The organism is Leisingera sp. F5, assembly GCF_001593695.1.
Map to the genome: position 1 here is coordinate 16,267 of NZ_LUKH01000023.1, position 15,064 is coordinate 31,330.

Consider the following 15,064-nt stretch of genomic DNA (forward strand, 5'->3'; position numbering starts at 1 on the left):
GATCGGTGCCGCGGCGCCAAGTTGTTATCACGGTTTTAACCAAACGGCGCCACTATTGTGTAGTGACATTCCCTTCCGATGGGGATAAACGCTGCGGCAGAGGGGGAGCCAAAATGTTCAGGTGCAAATTATGACCAGCATTATGGGCCAGACCGAAGGAGCCGAAATGAAGCAAGAAGTGTTTCTGCCGGACGACTATCGACCGGCTGAAGATGAGCCGTTCATGAACGACCGGCAGCTTGAGTATTTCCGACGTAAACTATTGGAATGGAAGCAGGAGCTGCTGGCAGGCAGCCGTGACACCATCGAAGGGCTGCAGGACAACACCCGCAATATCCCGGATGTCGCCGACCGTGCCAGCGAAGAGACCGACCGCGCGCTGGAATTGCGCACCCGTGACCGTCAGCGCAAGCTGGTCGCCAAGATTGACTCGGCGTTGCGCCGTATTGACGAGGGTGAATTCGGCTATTGCGAAGTGACCGGCGATCAGATCTCGCTGAAGCGGCTGGATGCACGTCCGATCGCAACCATGAGCCTTGAGGCCCAGGAACGCCACGAGCGCCGCGAAAAAGTCCACCGCGACGATTAACCGCCAGCTTTGGCAGTGAAAACGCGCGAATTCATGGCGCCGGGGCCTTTTGCTCCGGCGTTTTTTGTTTCATTGGGTGCAGGCGGAGAATCTGCGGGAGCCCATGGAACTCAAAGGCCTGAAAATAACCGTCATCGGCGCCGGGATCGGCGGCTTGACCGCAGCACTGGCGCTGCGCCGTTTTGGCGCATCCGTGACCGTGCTGGAGCAGGCCGAGGCAATCTCCGAGGTGGGGGCAGGCCTGCAGATCACCCCCAACGGCGTGGCTGTTCTGAAGGCGCTGGGGCTGGCTGATGATCTGGCCTGGTGCTCGCAACGCGCCCGCGCCGTGGTGCTGCGCAGCCACCGGCGCGGAGATCAGGTGCTGCGGCTGGACCTGGATGAACACGCTGCGGGCCTGCGCTATTACTTTGTGCACCGCTCCGACCTGGTCGGCATTCTGGCCGGGGCCGCCCGCCGCGAGGGGGTGCAGGTGCGGCTGTTGCAACGGGCGGACCGGGTCGAGCCCGGGCCGCAGCCTGTCGTCCACCTCAGCAATGGCGCGCAATGCGGCGGCGATCTGGTGGTGGGCGCTGATGGGCTGCACTCGAAAACCCGGGTGGCGCTGAACGGCGCACGCACACCGTTCTTCACCGGCCAAGTGGCCTGGCGCGCCACCGTGCCCAACCATCTGAACCTGCCCGCCGAGGCGCAGGTGTTCATGGGGCCGGGACGGCATCTGGTGGCTTATCCGTTGCGCGACGGCAGCCTGATGAATCTGGTTGCGGTGCAGGAACGCCGCGCCTGGGCCGACGAAGGCTGGCATTTCCAGGACGACCCGGCCAATCTGCGCGCTGCCTTCGCGGGCTTTGGCGGCAATGCGGGGGCACTGCTGGAGGCGGTGGAGGATGTATTGCTGTGGGGGCTGTTCCGTCATCCGGTTGCGGCCAGCTGGCACGGCGAAAACACCGCGATCCTGGGCGATGCGGCGCATCCGACGCTGCCGTTCATGGCCCAGGGCGCCAATCTGGCGCTGGAGGATGCCTGGGTGCTGGCCCGCTCCCTGCAGGAGGCGCCGGATATGGCGCGCGGTCTGGCCCTGTACCAGTCCCGCCGCCGCGCGCGCGCAGAGAAGGTGGTGCAGGCCGCCAGCAAGAACGCCTGGAAATACCATCTGCGCGCACCGCTCAGCTGGCCGGCGCATCAGGTGCTGAAGCTGGGCGGCCGTTTTGCCCCGGACAGGATGGTCAGCCAGTTCGACTGGATCTACCGTCACGACGTCACCGCCTGAGGCCGGGCAAGCGGGCGGCTCCCGCCCCTTTCGGGTTCATCTGAAATGAACCCGAAAGCGTTGGGCCGGGCGCCGCGCTGATGCGCGGCGCGGGTGGCGCTCAGATGTCCAGATCCACCCAGACCGGCACGTGGTCCGAGGGTTTTTCGCGCCCGCGCACATCCTTGTCGATCTGGCAGTCGCGCAGCAGATCGGCAGCCTGCGGGGTCAGCAGGAAATGGTCGATACGGATGCCGTCGTCGCGGTTCCACGCACCAGCCTGATAGTCCCAGAAGGAATAATGCCCCGGGCCCTGGTGCCGTGCCCTGAACGCCTCGGTAAACCCGAGGTTGACGATCCGCTGAAACGCCGCGCGGCTTTCCGGCCGGTGCAGCGCGTCTTCCAGCCAGGCCTCGGGCCGTTTGGCGTCTTCGGCCTGCGGGATGATGTTGTAATCGCCCGCCATCAGGGCGGGCATCTCCTCCGCCAGCAATGCTTCGGCGCGCGCCTTCAGGCGCTCCATCCAGGCAAGTTTATAGGCGTATTTGCCGCCCGCCACCGGGCTGCCGTCCGCCTCCAGCTCCACCGGGTTGCCATTGGGAAGATAAAGGCCGCAGATGCGGATCGCCTGCTTGCCGACCACCGTCGCCTCGATCCAGCGCGCCTGTTCGTCGCTGTCATCGCCGGGCAGGCCGCGGCGCACATCCTCCAGCGGCAGCTTCGACAGGATCGCCACGCCGTTAAAGCTTTTCTGGCCGTGGGTTTCGACATTATAGCCGCGCTCCTCGAAGATTTCGCGCGGAAACGCCTCATCCACCGATTTGATCTCCTGCAGCACCGCCACGTCGGGCTGCGCCTCATCCAGCCAGTCCGGCAGCGCCTGGGCCCGGGCCTTGATGCCATTGATATTGAATGTGGCGATTTTCATGGCTTGTCTCCGGAGCAGATTGCTTTATTCGAGGCCGATCTATCGCTGAATCAGCGTCGCGGGGCAAGCCCGAAGCAGGATTCGCGAATCACTAGCAGGGCAGCGAATCATGATTGTTTTGCACAGGTGAAAAGTACCCCTCAGGTTGAGTTTCTTTATTTTGCAATAATATACGTGTGAATAACGCGGTGAATAAGCTGTGGATGAATTGAAATAATTGAAATTGCGCAAAAAATAGCGAGTTGAAGTTAATGTAATCCGCGCTAGAAAATACAATGTGAAATTGCATTTTTTATTTGCGCTGCGCGGTGTCCGTGCCAGCGTTGAGGAGCCTTTTGTCCTTAACGAATGGGGTTCCAAATGACTGCTCAGCACAAATTCCAGACCATCCACGCAATCCGTAAAACCGCAGGCGCCAGCTTGTTCGAGGGCGACGGGGCAGAGATGTTCTCCTCTGGTTCGGCACCTGAATGTTCCGCGGACCTGACCGCGGATCTGACCGCGGGTGAAGGCGTTTCGTTGTTTTCTTCCGGGTCCTTGCCGCAGGCCGCGCAAAGCTGGGCTGGCGGGGCAACCGGATTGTTCTCCAGCGGCTCAGCGCCGGTGGCCTCCAGCGAAACCGCAGCCGGGGACCTGGTAGAGATGTTTTCTTCCGGCTCTGCTCCAGTTGCTCAAAGCGATGCCGCCGCAGGGGATCTGGTGCAAATGTTTTCCTCAGGTTCAGCGCCTGCAGGGCAATCAGAGGTTGCGTCCGGGGATTTGACAGAAATGTTCTCCTCCGGTTCGGCCCCCGCTGCGCAGGCCGAAACCGGTGCCGGCGATCTGACAGAGTTGTTCTCTTCCGGCTCAGCCCCGGCCGCTACGGCCAAGACGGGCGCGGGCGAGGGGACGCACTTGTTCTCTTCCGGTTCTGCCCCTGCGACCGCGGCGCGGACCAGCGCGGGCGATGCCACCCGGCTGTTCTCCTCGGGCAGCTGATCCGGACGGGGCCGGCCTCCTTCCCGGTCTCTGACCTTGGGCGGCCCCGCAACCGGGGCCGCCGATATCGCGCCGCATCTATCCGAACGAGGTTCCCATGGCCCAGATCATCCCGTTTTTCTCTCCTGCCGCCCGCCAGTCCCGGGCCTGTGCGCAAGAGGCGCTGATTGCCGGTTTCGCAACGCACCGGCGCAGCCAGGAGGACGTGTTCTGGCTCAAGGAGAACGCAGAGCTGCTGAATATTCTGGAATGCACCGGGGCGGATGTTGCCGCTGACGCCCTGCAGCCCATGCAGCAATTTTACGATGGTGCGGCGCGTCATATCAGTTTTTTCCGGCAGTATTACCGTTTTATCCTGTCGATTTGCCTGGACCTGGAGGATCTGGGTCTGCCGGGGCAGACCGGGGCGCAACTGGCAGGCTGGGTGTCAAAGCAGGGGCTGGCGCAGGCCGAGCTGTCCGATTTGCAGCGCGCCGAGGCGCGGCGGCTGCTGGCGCGGCGCGGGATAGATCTGATTGATGACGGGCTGGACGACCGGTTGCGCGGTTTCATTTCCAATCCGCAGACCTTTGCCATTCCCAACAAAAAGGCAGCTTACGAGCTGACACATATCGTTTTCTATCTCTCTGAATACGGCCGCCGCGACCCGGACCTGCCGGAGGCGGCGCTCACCAGTCTGGAATTTGCCGGTCTGGTGGCCTTTTTGGATCAGAATGCCGACCTGCTGGCAGAGATCTGCATCGCGCTGCGATTTGCGGGCCAGCAGCCGCCTGCTGCCTGGGAGGCGTGGCTTGACCGGCGGGTTTCTGCCTATATACTCGCTAAAGGAGAATTTTATGGACATCAAGATGCGTATCACGAGTATTTTGTGGTCAACTGGCTGATGCTGATGTCCGGGCGTTCGGCGTTCCGGCAGGCGGTTCCGCAAGGCGGGCTGCATGTGTCGGCACAGCAGGGAGGGAGCATTTTGAGAAGCCTGTCTGAAGCCGTTTTCGACGCCGGGGTGGCGCGGACCAGCTGGAGCGCAGTGAAAGCGCGCGCCGAGGCTGTCCTGAGCGAGGAGGAGCATGGGCTGCTCAGCGCGGCAGAAAGCAGCTGTGCAAGGTTTGCAGGATTTTTCGAAGGGTTTGCCCGGGCGGGCAGCGCGGGGGCCGCGTGATGGGCTGCACGCGCAATCAGGCCTTGGGCGGTGCACTGCTGGTGGTGGCCTATACCGGGCTGATTGCCTCGGCGGACGGGATCACCAAATTGCTGGCGGGCCAGTATGCCGCGGCGCAGCTTTATGCGCTGTCCGGCGCCATGGTGGTTGGGTTCTGCCTGCTGGCAGACCGGCTGCCGGCGCAGCGCGGCGGCTTCCGCACCCGCTGCCCGCGGGCAATGGCGCTCAGGTCTGTGGCGACGCTGATCGCTGCGGTTTGTTTCTTCTATGCCTTCCGGCTGCTGCCCTTTGCCGAGGTTTTTGTGTTTATCGGCCTGATGCCGCTGCTGGCCGGAGCCATGTCCGGAGCAGTATTGAAAGAGCCTGTGCGCCCTGCGGCCTGGATTGCGCTGGCTGCGGGATTTTGCGGCGTGCTGTTCCTGCTGCCGCATGGCAACGAGGACGCCCATGCATCCTGGGGCCACTTCGTGGCCTTCGGCGCAGTGATCGCTGGTACATTTTCCATGACGATGGCACGGTTTATCGGTCGTTATGAAAGCAATGCGCTGGCGCAGGTTTTCTATCCCAACCTGACGCTCTGCGGCGCAATGCTGTTGGCGCTGCCGTTTGTATGGGTGCCGATGCCGCTTGCTGATGTGGGGTGGGCTGCGGCTTATGCCTTTTTGCTGTTCGGCGCACGCTGGCTGCTGGTGGTGGCGTTGCGGCTCATGGCCTCTTATGCGGTGACGCCGCTGATGAATCTGCAATTCATCTGGATGGCGGTTATCGGTTCGGTCTTCTTCGGGGAGTTTCCGCCGGCCTCCACCTATATCGGCGGCACCATCGTGATTGCGTCCGGTCTGTATTTGGTCTGGGACCAGTTTGCACCTGCGATGCCGCGCCTGCGCAGTGCCGGGCGGCTGCAGACCGATCCATAGCGCCTGAACCCTGACTGTTGAGCCCTTAAAGGGCGAAGCGCCCGCCCTTTAAGCTGGGGGCGGGCGCGGCCTTGCCGGGGCAAGGCCCGGTTCATCTTCTGAGGGGGATCACATAGAAAACGACGTGCCGCAGCCGCAGCTGGAGGTGGCGTTCGGGTTCTCGATGGTGAACCGCGCGCCGATCAGTTCCTCGGTGAAATCGATCACGGCGTTTTCCAGGAACGGCAGCGAGACCTCGTCAACCACAACCTTCTCGCCCTGGCCCTCAAGCACCAGATCTTCGGGTTTCGCCTCATCCAGCGCGATCTCGTACTGAAAGCCCGAGCACCCGCCGCCTTCGACCGCGACGCGCAGCGCCTGGCCCTGATCCGCGGCGCCGATTTCGGCCAGCCGGGCAAAGGCGCGGTCGGTGACTTTCGGGGGCAGGTTCATGCGGTCTCTCCAATGCCGTGTTGCAGCTCAAGGCATTATATATGAAGGTGCAATTCAGGCGGCAAGATTTGCTGGAGAAAAGATTTAAGATGCATGCGCCTTATGCCACATCACCGGACCGCAGCCGCGGCCGGCAGGTGACCGAGGAGGAAAGCTCCTTCCGCTCTCCTTATCAGCGCGACCGCGACCGGATCATCCACGCCAGCGCGTTCCGCAGGCTGAAGCATAAAACCCAGGTTTTCGTCGAACACGAGGGCGACAATTACCGCACCCGGCTGACCCATTCGATCGAGGTCGGGCAGGTGGGCCGGACGATTGCCGGCGCGCTGGGGTTGAACCAGGAGCTGACCGAGGCGGTGGCGCTGGCGCATGATCTGGGCCACACGCCCTTTGGCCACACTGGCGAGGATGCGTTGCATGCGCTGATGGCGCCCTATGGCGGCTTTGACCATAATGCCCAGGCGATCCGCATCGTGACCTGTCTGGAGCGCCACTATGCCGGGTTCGACGGGTTGAACCTCACCTGGGAAACCCTTGAGGCGATTGCAAAACATAATGGTCCAGTGGTGGGGGAATTGCCCTGGGCACTGGCGGAATGCAACGCGGCGGTGGATCTGGAGCTGCACACCCACGCAAGCGCCGAGGCGCAGGTGGCGGCGTTGGCGGATGACATCGCCTATAACAACCACGACCTGCATGACGCGCTGCGGGCCGGGCTGTTCGGCGACGATGACCTGGCCCGGCTGCCGCTGCTGGATAAGGCGTATGGCGAGGTGGACCGGCTGTATCCGGGACTTGATCCCAACCGTCGCCGGCACGAGGCGCTGCGGCGCTTTTTCGGGGTGATGGTTGGCGATGTGATCGGCACTGCCCGGATGCTGCTGGCGGAGTCGGCTGTGCAAAGCGTCGAGGAGGTGCGGGCGCTGGACCACCCAGTGGTGCAGTTCTCGCCGGAACTCTGGGCGGGGCTGAAGGACATTCGCGCCTTCCTGTTCACCCGCATGTACCGCGCACCTTCGGTGATGGAGAAGCGCGCCAAGGTCGCCAAGGTGGTGGAGGCGCTGTTTCCCTACTTTCTGGACAACCCGCAGGACATGCCGGAGCGCTGGCACGCCGACATTGCGGCTGCACAGGGGCGCACCGCGCTGGCGCGGATTGTATCGGATTATATCGCCGGCATGACCGACCGTTTTGCCCTGCAGCAGCATGAGCGGCTGATCGGGGTGAAGGTCGAGGTCTAAGGGCTTCAGGTTTGTGTTCATTGGGGGCTGCGGTGTCTGCTGTGGTCCTTTGCTGTGTTCCGTTTTTATGTGCCGTATAACAGGCAGGGTAGAGAGGGCGGCGCCGCCACCAGGGGCGGAGGGTAGGGCCGGGACGCCCGCGCGCTCCGGGTCCAGTCAAAAGCTTCATTATTCAGACGCCCCTGCACCTTTTGCCGAGGTGGTCTTCGGGGTCCTGGTCTCCTGTGCGCGCGGGGTGCCAGACCCGCGCCATGTGCTGCAGCGGGGTGACTCTCGCATATCCGGATTAAGGTGGCGCAAGCGAGGCGTACGGTGCGGATGGCCGCTGTGCAACGGGTGCGGGCGTCTTGTTTGCTGGTGAGAGTTCCTGTAATGTTCTCTTTGGTGGATTGAAAAAGGAGGATTGCCGGAATGATTGAGGGAAGCTGCTGCTGCGGCGCGGTGAAGTTTGAGTTGTTGGCGCAGCCCGCGCTGATGGGCACCTGCCATTGCTCCCGCTGCCGCAAGGCGGGGGCCAGCACCATTGTCTTTGTAAAGAAGGAAGACCTGCGCTGGGTTGCGGGCAAGGAGGAGGTGGCGCTGTACCAGCCCGCGCCGCCCTATAAATACGGCCGCTGTTTCTGCCGGATCTGCGGCAGCTCGCTGGGGGAGATCTTGTCGGAGGACGCCAGTTTTCCGATCGCCGCAAATGCACTGGACGGGGCGCTGGAGGTGACGAATAGTTTCCACGAGTTCGTGGGCGAGAAACCGGGCTGGTATGAGATTTGCGACGGAGCAAAGCAGTCGGAGGGGCATCCGGCATAGGTGCGGCGAGTCTTTTGACCGGGCTGCTTGCGGCCCGGTCTGCGCCGGACTACCCTAACAGGAGGGCGCGTTTGCACCGGCCTGAGGCCGGGCGCGGACCTGCAGCTGTCTTTTAGAGCGCGGAAAGCCTCAGCCAGATTCCCGAATTGGCCGTAAGCCGTGCTATGATCTGGCCCTATGATGCCGCAGGGCATCAGCGTTATCCGCGGGAGGAACAGCAAGGGGAAAGCCATGGCACGCTGGACCGTCACATTCACGGACAAGCCCGAAATGGACCGGGTGCGCGGCGATAAGAAGCGGCGCGAGGCGCATATCGCCTTTGTGCGGTCGCGATCTGAACTGCAGATCGGTGGCGCGCTGGCAATGCGGCCAATGCAGGATTTCCCCGGCGCGATCTGGAATGTGGAGGCCGAAACCCGCCAGGATGTGGAGCGGCTGATCCTGCAGGACCCTTATTACGTGGCCAGCTTGCGCACTTACAAGATTACCGAATGGGGCACCGCCTCTGCCATTCAGGGAATGCTGTCATGACTGCACCTCGGGAGCTCCGCCAATCCGCGCCCGCGCTGACCCGCTGGGCGGTGCTGTTCCGCGACGCACCGGCGATGATGGAAATCCGCGCTGACAAGGTGCGGCGCGATGCCCATGTGGCCTATGTCGAGGATCACCCTGAGCTGCGCATCGGCGGCGGGCTGAAACCGGACACGGACGGCGACTTCTGCGGCGCCTTGTGGATTGTCGAGGCCGAGGACCGGATCGAGGTGGAGCATCTGATCCATGGTGATCCGTTTTACGTGCCCGCCTTCCGTTCTTATGAGATCTTCACCTGGGGCAAGATCCTGGAAGACCGGACTGCGGTTCTGTGACCGGCATTTTGTTACGCACGCGCCGCGGCTGGCGGCGCAATTTTCTTGAGGAAGAAAATTGACCGGAAAATTTGAATTTTCCGGCGCGGCCTGTCTGAGGCACTGGGCTGCCCCTGCAATGCTGTTGACCCTGCCTGCGGCCCTAGGTATCCGCTCTGTTGAACATATGGGACGCCAGATATGAACCTCTTTACCGATATCCGCTCGCTAGTGATTGACAGCCTCACCGCCATGACCGGCGAAGGCGCGCTGCCCGAGGGGCTCGATTTTGCCAATGTGGCGGTGGAGCCGCCGCGCGATGCCGCCCATGGCGACATGGCGACGAATGCGGCGATGGTGCTGGCCAAGCCCGCCAAGATGAAGCCGCGCGATATTGCCGAGGTGTTGGCCGCCAAGCTGGCTGCGGATGAGCGGATCACTTCGGCCGAGGTCGCAGGCCCCGGCTTTTTGAACCTGCGCCTTGCGCCCGGCATCTGGCAGCGGGTTCTGAAATCGGTCCTGGACGCAGGCACGGATTTCGGCCGCTCTGGTCTGGGCGCGGGCAAGCGCGTGAACGTGGAATATGTCTCTGCCAACCCGACCGGCCCCTTGCACGTGGGCCATACCCGCGGCGCGGTGTTCGGCGATGCGCTGGCGTCGCTTTTGGCCTTTGCCGGTTATGACGTCACCCGCGAATACTACATCAACGACGGCGGCGGCCAGGTCGACGTGCTGGCGCGGTCTGTCTACCTGCGCTACCTGGAAGCGCACGGGCAGGAAGTGGCCTTTGCCGACGGCACCTATCCTGGCGACTATCTGGTCCCCGTCGGGCAGGCGCTGAAGGAAAAAGTGGGCGATGCCTATGTCGGCAAGGGCGAAGACGTCTGGCTGGCCGAGATCCGTGAATTTTCCACCGATGCGATGATGGCGCTGATCCGCGAGGATCTGGCCCAGCTTGGCATCGAAATGGATGTCTTCTATTCGGAAAAATCCCTCTATGGCACCGGCAAGATCGAGGCGGCGCTGGAAGCGCTGGAATCCAAGGGGCTGATCTATCAGGGCGTGCTGGAGCCGCCGAAGGGTAAGAAGCCCGACGATTGGGAGCCGCGCGAGCAGACCCTGTTCAAATCCACCGGCCACGGCGACGACGTTGACCGGGCGGTGAAGAAATCCGATGGCGCCTGGACCTATTTCGCACCGGACATTGCGTACCACTACGACAAGGTGGAGCGCGGCTTTGACGAGCTGATCGACATTTTCGGCGCCGACCATGGCGGTTATGTTAAGCGGATGAAGGCGGCGGTGTCGGCGCTGTCGGATGGCCGGGTGCCGCTGGATATCAAGCTGTGCCAGCTGGTCAAGCTGTTCAAGGACGGCCAGGAATTCAAGATGTCCAAGCGGGCAGGGACCTTTGTCACCCTGCGCGATGTGGTCGATGCGGTGGGCGCCGACGTGACCCGTTTCATGCTGCTGACGCGCAAGAACGACCAGGGCTTCGATTTCGACCTCGACAAGGCGCTGGAGCAGTCCAAGGACAACCCGGTGTTCTATGTGCAATATGCCAATGCGCGGATCTGCTCGACCCTGCGCAAGGCCGCGGAGCAGAATATCGCTGCCGATGATGTAACCCTGAACGCCGCTGACCTGAGCCTGATTGCCGACCCGGCGCAGCTGGCAGTGGTCAAGAAGCTGGCTGAATGGCCGCGCCAGGTGGAAGTCGCTGCCCGCACCCATGAGCCGCACCGGGTGGCCTTCTACCTCTATGACCTCGCCTCCGAGCTGCACGGGCTGTACCACCTGGGAAAATCGAACGAAGGTTTACGATTTGTTAAGGAGAGCAGCCAATCGGCAACACATGCGAATTTGGCGCTGGCCCGGGCCGTTTCCGTTGTCATTTCCGCAGGTCTTGGTATTCTTGGCGTGAAACCGGCAGAAGAGATGCGATAACCAAAGGGGCGCCAGCCCTTGCGGGCATAAATCGCGCAGTCCGCCGGACTGAGGCAGTTCAAGAGACCCAGCGGCAGCGCAGCACATGCGCTGTCAAACCGGGCAGTGAGGCGGAAAATGGCGTATTTTGCGCAGGCGGGCCAAGGCCGCGCCTATACACAGGGCAGTGGTCACGAACAGGACGCTGCCCCGGACAGCACATACTCACAGCAGTATTCCGGCCAGCAATATGCCGGCCAGCACTATTCCGGGCCAGGGGCCGAGCCGAATTACGGATATGAAGACCCTGCCTATGGCTATCAGCCCGAAGGGCAGGGCCATGGCCCTCAGGACTATGCCGTTTTTGCTGCTCCCGCCGGGCTGCGGGCGCGATTCTCGAAATCGCTGAGCATTCTGGGGGCGGTTGCGTCGATTGCGCTGGTCGCCGGGGTTGGCTTTTGGGGCTACAAGCTGGTTATGCGGGATGTCAGCGGCGTACCGGTGGTGCGCGCCGCCGAAGGCCCGATGCGCGAACAGCCTGCGCTGCCGGGCGGCTCGCAGGCGGATCACCAGGGGCTGGCTGTCAATGCGGTTGCCGCCAGCGGCAGCGCCGAAGCCCCTGCCGACCGGCTGACATTGGCGCCTGCAGCTATTGAGCTGACCGAAGATGACAAGCCCCTGCCTGAGCTGGCCGCCGAGGCCGCGCCGGCGGCTGTCGTGCCTGCGGCCCCGGCAGAACCCGGCGTTCCTGCAGCGCCCGGCGTCAGCGAAGAGGCCGTGGCCTCTTTCCAGAACGGCGATATCGACGCGCTGGTTGCCGAACTGGCGCGTGAGGCCGAGCCGCTTTCTGCCGCTGTGCCCGCGTCGGCGCAGGCCCCTGCTATCGTGCAGCCGGAACCGCTGCAGCCCGCGCTTTCCGCCACCGCGCCGTCGCCCGCAATTCTGAATGCGCCGGGCGTCAAGGTCTCGCTGCGGCCATCGGCCCGTCCCGCACGGTTCAGCCCGGCTCCCGCCGCCGCCGCACCGGCAGCTGGTGCGGCACCCGTTGATGTGGATCCGGCAACCCTTGCGGCAGGCACCCGGCTGGCGCAGCTTGGCGCTTATGAAAGCCCGGAGGTGGCGCGCGCCGAATGGGATCGTATCCACGCCCGGTTCGCCGACTATCTTGAAGGCAAGCAGCGGGTGATCCAGCGCGCCGAAAGCGGCGGCCGGACCTTCTACCGCCTGCGGGCGATGGGCTTTGCCGGCTTGTCGGATGCCCGCCGGTTCTGCTCGGCGCTGGTGGCTGGCAATGCCGATTGCATTCCGGTAACCACACGGTAACAGCACCGGCTGCAGACTTAATCCCGCCCGGCTGCGAGGCCGGGCAGCGCCCGTCCCGCCCCCCAACGGCCCGGGTGCAGCCCTTTTCGTCCAGATTGGGGAGCGCGAACACCAGGGGGTAAGCATGACCTACGGAGCCACGATCCTTGACGCCGAAGGCCTGCGGCTGACTGCCGATGAAAAGGCGTTCTTCCGCGATGCCGACCCCTTTGGTTTCATCCTGTTTGCCCGCAATCTGGACACTGTGGAACAGATACAGGCGCTGTGCGATGACTTCCGCGAAGCGGTGGGCCGCAATTGCCTGATCACTATCGATCAGGAGGGCGGCCGGGTGCAGCGGTTACGCAAGCCCTTGGCGCGCAATTGGCATCCGCCGCTGGAGCATGTGCAGCTGGCAGGCGAGGATGCAGTCCGGGCGATGTACCTGCGCTACCGTCTGATTGCCCATGAGCTGTATACGCTGGGCATCGACAGCAACTGCGCACCGATTGCCGATGTCGCCTGCGCCGAAACCCATGAGTTCCTGAAAAACCGCTGCTATGGCACCAGCGCCGATACTGTCACCAGGATTGCCCGCGCCGTGGCCACATCCCATCTGGACGGCGGTGTTCTGCCTGTGTTGAAACATATTCCCGGCCACGGCCGTGCCGCCGCCGACAGCCATTTGGACCTGCCGCATGTGGCAAGCCACCCGGAGATGCTGGAACAGATCGATTTCGCGGCCTTCGCCGCGCTGAACGATCTGCCGCTGGGGATGACCGCGCATCTGGTCTATGACGCCTATGACGACCGCCCGGCCACAACGTCACCGGTGATGATGCGGCTGATCCGAGAACGCATCGGTTTTAACGGGCTGATCATGACCGACGATATCTCGATGAAGGCGCTGCAGGGCTCGCTGGCCGGCAACGCCCGCGCCTCGATCGAGGCGGGCTGCGATGTGGTGCTTTTGTGCAATGCCTCGCTGGGGGAACGGATCGCGGTGGCTGAGGCCGCGGGCCCCATGACAGAGGCGGCGCAGACCCGCGCAGACGCTGCTTTGGCGGCCCGCCGCGCCCCTGCTGCCCTTGACATTCTGAGCGCTGAAAGAGAACTTGCCGCCCTCATGGGCGGGCAGGTGTATGGCTGAGCAGACACTTTTTTCAGAAGCGGACACGACAGTAGAGGACCGGCTGGCAGCCGAGGCCTTGATCGTGGATGTGGACGGGTTCGAAGGCCCGCTCGACCTGCTGTTGACGCTGTCGCGCACCCAGAAAGTGGACCTGCGCAAGATCTCGGTGCTGGATCTGGCAAAGCAGTATCTGACTTTTGTCAACAAGGCCAAGGAACTGCGGATTGAGCTGGCCGCGGACTATCTGGTGATGGCGGCCTGGCTGGCCTTCCTGAAATCCCGCCTGCTCCTGCCGCCGGACCCGGAGGAAGACGGCCCCTCGGGCGAGGAGCTGGCTGCCCACCTGGCGTTCCAGCTGGAACGGCTGCAGGCGATGCGCGATGCCTCCGCCCGGCTGCTGGCCCGCGACCGGCTGGGGCGCGACTTCTTTGCCCGTGGCGAGGAAGAGAGCGTTGCCCGGATCAAGACCGTCACCTATACCGCCAACCTCTTGGACCTGATGCAGGCCTATGCCCGGATCCGAACCAAAGAGGATTTCCGCCCCTTTGTAATGGACCGGGATTCGGTCTTCACGATGGAAGAAGCGCTGGACCGGATGCGCCATCTGCTGGGGTTTACCGGCGATTGGACTGATCTGATCAGCTATCTGCCGGATGGATGGCACAGCGATCCGGTCAGGCGCCGCTCGGCCACGGCCGCCACCTTTGCCGCATCTTTGCAGCTGGTGAAGGAAGGCAAGCTGGAACTGCGCCAGAGTGAATCATTTGCGCCGATCCAACTGCGCAGCCTGAACGAGGATACCTGATGGAAGACCAGCTTATGGACAGCCACGGCGCTCCCATCCGCGAAGAGAGCGACACGCTGTTCGATGCGCCGCCGATGGCGGAGCAGGAACGGATGGTGGAGGCTGTGCTGTTTGCCAGCACCGAGCCTGTTACGCTGCGCGACCTGGAAGGGCGGATGCCGCACGGCTGCAACCCGCGCGAGGCGGTGGAGCATCTGCGCAAGCGTTACGAGGGCCGCGGCGTGCGGGTGGTGCGTCTGGGCGATGCCTGGGCGATCCGCACAGCACCGGACCTTGGCTTCCTGATGCAGAAGGAAACAACCGAGCTGCGCAAGCTGAGCCGCGCCGCCATCGAGACATTGGCGATTGTCGCCTATCACCAGCCGGTCACCCGCACCGAGATCGAGGAGATCCGCGGCGTTTCGGTGTCGCGCGGCACCATTGACCAGCTAATGGAGATGGACTGGATCCGCCTGGGCCGCCGCCGGATGACGCCGGGCCGGCCGGTGACCTTTGTGGTGACGCCGGTCTTCCTGGATCATTTCGGGCTGGAAAGTGCCCGCGACCTGCCGGGCCTGAAGGAACTGCGCGCCGCGGGCCTGTTGGAAAACCGCCCGCCGCCGGGCGCCTTGGTGATGGGCCAGGGGGACGACGGCGACGAGGATCCGGAAGAACAGGCGGAACTGTTCGAAGAATAATGCTTTGGGACGCGGTGGTTTACCTAATCGTGTCTGCCAAGGTCATTCTCCGGGGTGTTGTGCGCCCCGGAATTGTCTTA

The 15,064-nt window shown here is 63.3% G+C and carries 16 protein-coding genes; 14 read left to right on the forward strand and 2 right to left on the reverse strand.

The window, feature by feature from the left end:
* Nucleotides 1–166: 166 nt before the first annotated feature.
* Nucleotides 167–589 carry an RNA polymerase-binding protein DksA gene (gene dksA / locus A2I95_RS16095; protein ID WP_291731137.1) on the forward strand — a complete coding sequence of 141 codons (423 nt, stop codon included), beginning with the start codon at nucleotides 167–169 and terminating at the stop codon, nucleotides 587–589.
* Nucleotides 590–692: 103 nt separating this feature from the next.
* Nucleotides 693–1,859: an FAD-dependent monooxygenase gene (locus A2I95_RS16100; RefSeq protein ID WP_291730979.1), complete on the forward strand. Its 1,167-nt coding sequence runs from the start codon at nucleotides 693–695 to the stop codon at nucleotides 1,857–1,859.
* Nucleotides 1,860–1,959: 100 nt separating this feature from the next.
* Here A2I95_RS16100 and xth read toward each other — a convergent pair whose 3' ends face one another.
* Nucleotides 1,960–2,766: an exodeoxyribonuclease III gene (gene xth, locus A2I95_RS16105; protein WP_291730981.1), complete on the reverse strand. Its 807-nt coding sequence runs from the start codon at nucleotides 2,764–2,766 to the stop codon at nucleotides 1,960–1,962.
* A gap of 360 nt (nucleotides 2,767–3,126) precedes the next feature.
* Here xth and A2I95_RS16110 point away from each other — a divergent pair, with 360 nt between their 5' ends.
* The 3 genes from A2I95_RS16110 (at nucleotide 3,127) to A2I95_RS16120 (ending at nucleotide 5,820) form a co-directional block, all read left to right on the forward strand.
* Nucleotides 3,127–3,744, forward strand: coding sequence for a DUF6749 domain-containing protein (locus tag A2I95_RS16110; protein WP_291730983.1), 618 nt, complete (start codon nucleotides 3,127–3,129; stop codon nucleotides 3,742–3,744).
* Nucleotides 3,745–3,841: 97 nt separating this feature from the next.
* Nucleotides 3,842–4,903 (forward strand): hypothetical protein, encoded by a 1,062-nt coding sequence (locus tag A2I95_RS16115; protein WP_291730985.1) that lies wholly within the window; start codon nucleotides 3,842–3,844, stop codon nucleotides 4,901–4,903.
* Entirely contained in the window at nucleotides 4,903–5,820 is a 918-nt protein-coding gene (locus tag A2I95_RS16120; protein ID WP_291730987.1) for a DMT family transporter, read from the forward strand. The genes A2I95_RS16115 and A2I95_RS16120 overlap by 1 nt, the downstream gene beginning before the upstream one ends.
* Before the next feature lie 108 nt (nucleotides 5,821–5,928).
* Here the strand turns inward: A2I95_RS16120 and A2I95_RS16125 are convergent, their stop codons facing one another.
* Complete coding sequence (locus A2I95_RS16125) at nucleotides 5,929–6,252, reverse strand: iron-sulfur cluster assembly accessory protein (RefSeq protein WP_291730989.1); 324 nt, start codon at nucleotides 6,250–6,252, stop codon at nucleotides 5,929–5,931.
* An 89-nt stretch (nucleotides 6,253–6,341) separates the two neighbouring features.
* Here A2I95_RS16125 and A2I95_RS16130 point away from each other — a divergent pair, with 89 nt between their 5' ends.
* The 9 genes from A2I95_RS16130 to scpB all read left to right on the forward strand — a co-directional run bounded on the left by A2I95_RS16130 (nucleotide 6,342) and on the right by scpB (nucleotide 14,984).
* Nucleotides 6,342–7,493 (forward strand): deoxyguanosinetriphosphate triphosphohydrolase, encoded by a 1,152-nt coding sequence (locus tag A2I95_RS16130; protein WP_291731139.1) that lies wholly within the window; start codon nucleotides 6,342–6,344, stop codon nucleotides 7,491–7,493.
* 411 nt (nucleotides 7,494–7,904) lie between these two features.
* Nucleotides 7,905–8,297, forward strand: a complete 393-nt coding sequence (locus A2I95_RS16135; RefSeq protein ID WP_291730991.1) for a GFA family protein — start codon at nucleotides 7,905–7,907, stop codon at nucleotides 8,295–8,297.
* Nucleotides 8,298–8,528: 231 nt separating this feature from the next.
* Nucleotides 8,529–8,828 (forward strand): hypothetical protein, encoded by a 300-nt coding sequence (locus tag A2I95_RS16140; protein ID WP_291730993.1) that lies wholly within the window; start codon nucleotides 8,529–8,531, stop codon nucleotides 8,826–8,828.
* On the forward strand, nucleotides 8,825–9,163 hold the full coding sequence (locus tag A2I95_RS16145; RefSeq protein WP_291730994.1) for a YciI family protein: 339 nt from the start codon (nucleotides 8,825–8,827) through the stop codon (nucleotides 9,161–9,163). The genes A2I95_RS16140 and A2I95_RS16145 overlap by 4 nt, the downstream gene beginning before the upstream one ends.
* A gap of 180 nt (nucleotides 9,164–9,343) precedes the next feature.
* The gene (gene argS, locus A2I95_RS16150; protein ID WP_291730996.1) at nucleotides 9,344–11,089 is read left to right on the forward strand and encodes an arginine--tRNA ligase; all 1,746 of its coding nucleotides are present in this window, start codon (nucleotides 9,344–9,346) and stop codon (nucleotides 11,087–11,089) included.
* Between the two features lie 117 nt (nucleotides 11,090–11,206).
* The gene (locus A2I95_RS16155) at nucleotides 11,207–12,391 is read left to right on the forward strand and encodes an SPOR domain-containing protein (protein WP_291730998.1); all 1,185 of its coding nucleotides are present in this window, start codon (nucleotides 11,207–11,209) and stop codon (nucleotides 12,389–12,391) included.
* A 124-nt stretch (nucleotides 12,392–12,515) separates the two neighbouring features.
* Nucleotides 12,516–13,520, forward strand: coding sequence for a beta-N-acetylhexosaminidase (nagZ, locus tag A2I95_RS16160; RefSeq protein ID WP_291731000.1), 1,005 nt, complete (start codon nucleotides 12,516–12,518; stop codon nucleotides 13,518–13,520).
* Complete coding sequence (locus A2I95_RS16165; RefSeq protein WP_291731002.1) at nucleotides 13,513–14,307, forward strand: ScpA family protein; 795 nt, start codon at nucleotides 13,513–13,515, stop codon at nucleotides 14,305–14,307. The genes nagZ and A2I95_RS16165 overlap by 8 nt, the downstream gene beginning before the upstream one ends.
* Complete coding sequence (scpB, locus tag A2I95_RS16170; protein ID WP_291731004.1) at nucleotides 14,307–14,984, forward strand: SMC-Scp complex subunit ScpB; 678 nt, start codon at nucleotides 14,307–14,309, stop codon at nucleotides 14,982–14,984. Before A2I95_RS16165 ends, scpB begins: the two co-directional genes overlap by 1 nt.
* The last annotated feature ends 80 nt before the right edge of the window (nucleotides 14,985–15,064 follow it).

Bases quoted from the DNA above. Each gene is read 5' to 3' on its own strand.
- nagZ (WP_291731000.1), top strand. From the start codon at position 12,516: ATGACCTACGGAGCCACGATCCTTGACGCCGAAGGCCTGCGGCTGACT.
- A2I95_RS16115 (WP_291730985.1), top strand. From the start codon at position 3,842: ATGGCCCAGATCATCCCGTTTTTCTCTCCTGCCGCCCGCCAGTCCCGG.
- xth (WP_291730981.1), bottom strand. From the start codon at position 2,766: ATGAAAATCGCCACATTCAATATCAATGGCATCAAGGCCCGGGCCCAG.
- A2I95_RS16110 (WP_291730983.1), top strand. From the start codon at position 3,127: ATGACTGCTCAGCACAAATTCCAGACCATCCACGCAATCCGTAAAACC.
- A2I95_RS16140 (WP_291730993.1), top strand. From the start codon at position 8,529: ATGGCACGCTGGACCGTCACATTCACGGACAAGCCCGAAATGGACCGG.
- A2I95_RS16135 (WP_291730991.1), top strand. From the start codon at position 7,905: ATGATTGAGGGAAGCTGCTGCTGCGGCGCGGTGAAGTTTGAGTTGTTG.
- A2I95_RS16155 (WP_291730998.1), top strand. From the start codon at position 11,207: ATGGCGTATTTTGCGCAGGCGGGCCAAGGCCGCGCCTATACACAGGGC.
- A2I95_RS16145 (WP_291730994.1), top strand. From the start codon at position 8,825: ATGACTGCACCTCGGGAGCTCCGCCAATCCGCGCCCGCGCTGACCCGC.
- A2I95_RS16100 (WP_291730979.1), top strand. From the start codon at position 693: ATGGAACTCAAAGGCCTGAAAATAACCGTCATCGGCGCCGGGATCGGC.
- A2I95_RS16165 (WP_291731002.1), top strand. From the start codon at position 13,513: ATGGCTGAGCAGACACTTTTTTCAGAAGCGGACACGACAGTAGAGGAC.
- A2I95_RS16130 (WP_291731139.1), top strand. From the start codon at position 6,342: ATGCATGCGCCTTATGCCACATCACCGGACCGCAGCCGCGGCCGGCAG.
- argS (WP_291730996.1), top strand. From the start codon at position 9,344: ATGAACCTCTTTACCGATATCCGCTCGCTAGTGATTGACAGCCTCACC.
- A2I95_RS16125 (WP_291730989.1), bottom strand. From the start codon at position 6,252: ATGAACCTGCCCCCGAAAGTCACCGACCGCGCCTTTGCCCGGCTGGCC.
- scpB (WP_291731004.1), top strand. From the start codon at position 14,307: ATGGAAGACCAGCTTATGGACAGCCACGGCGCTCCCATCCGCGAAGAG.
- A2I95_RS16120 (WP_291730987.1), top strand. From the start codon at position 4,903: ATGGGCTGCACGCGCAATCAGGCCTTGGGCGGTGCACTGCTGGTGGTG.
- dksA (WP_291731137.1), top strand. From the start codon at position 167: ATGAAGCAAGAAGTGTTTCTGCCGGACGACTATCGACCGGCTGAAGAT.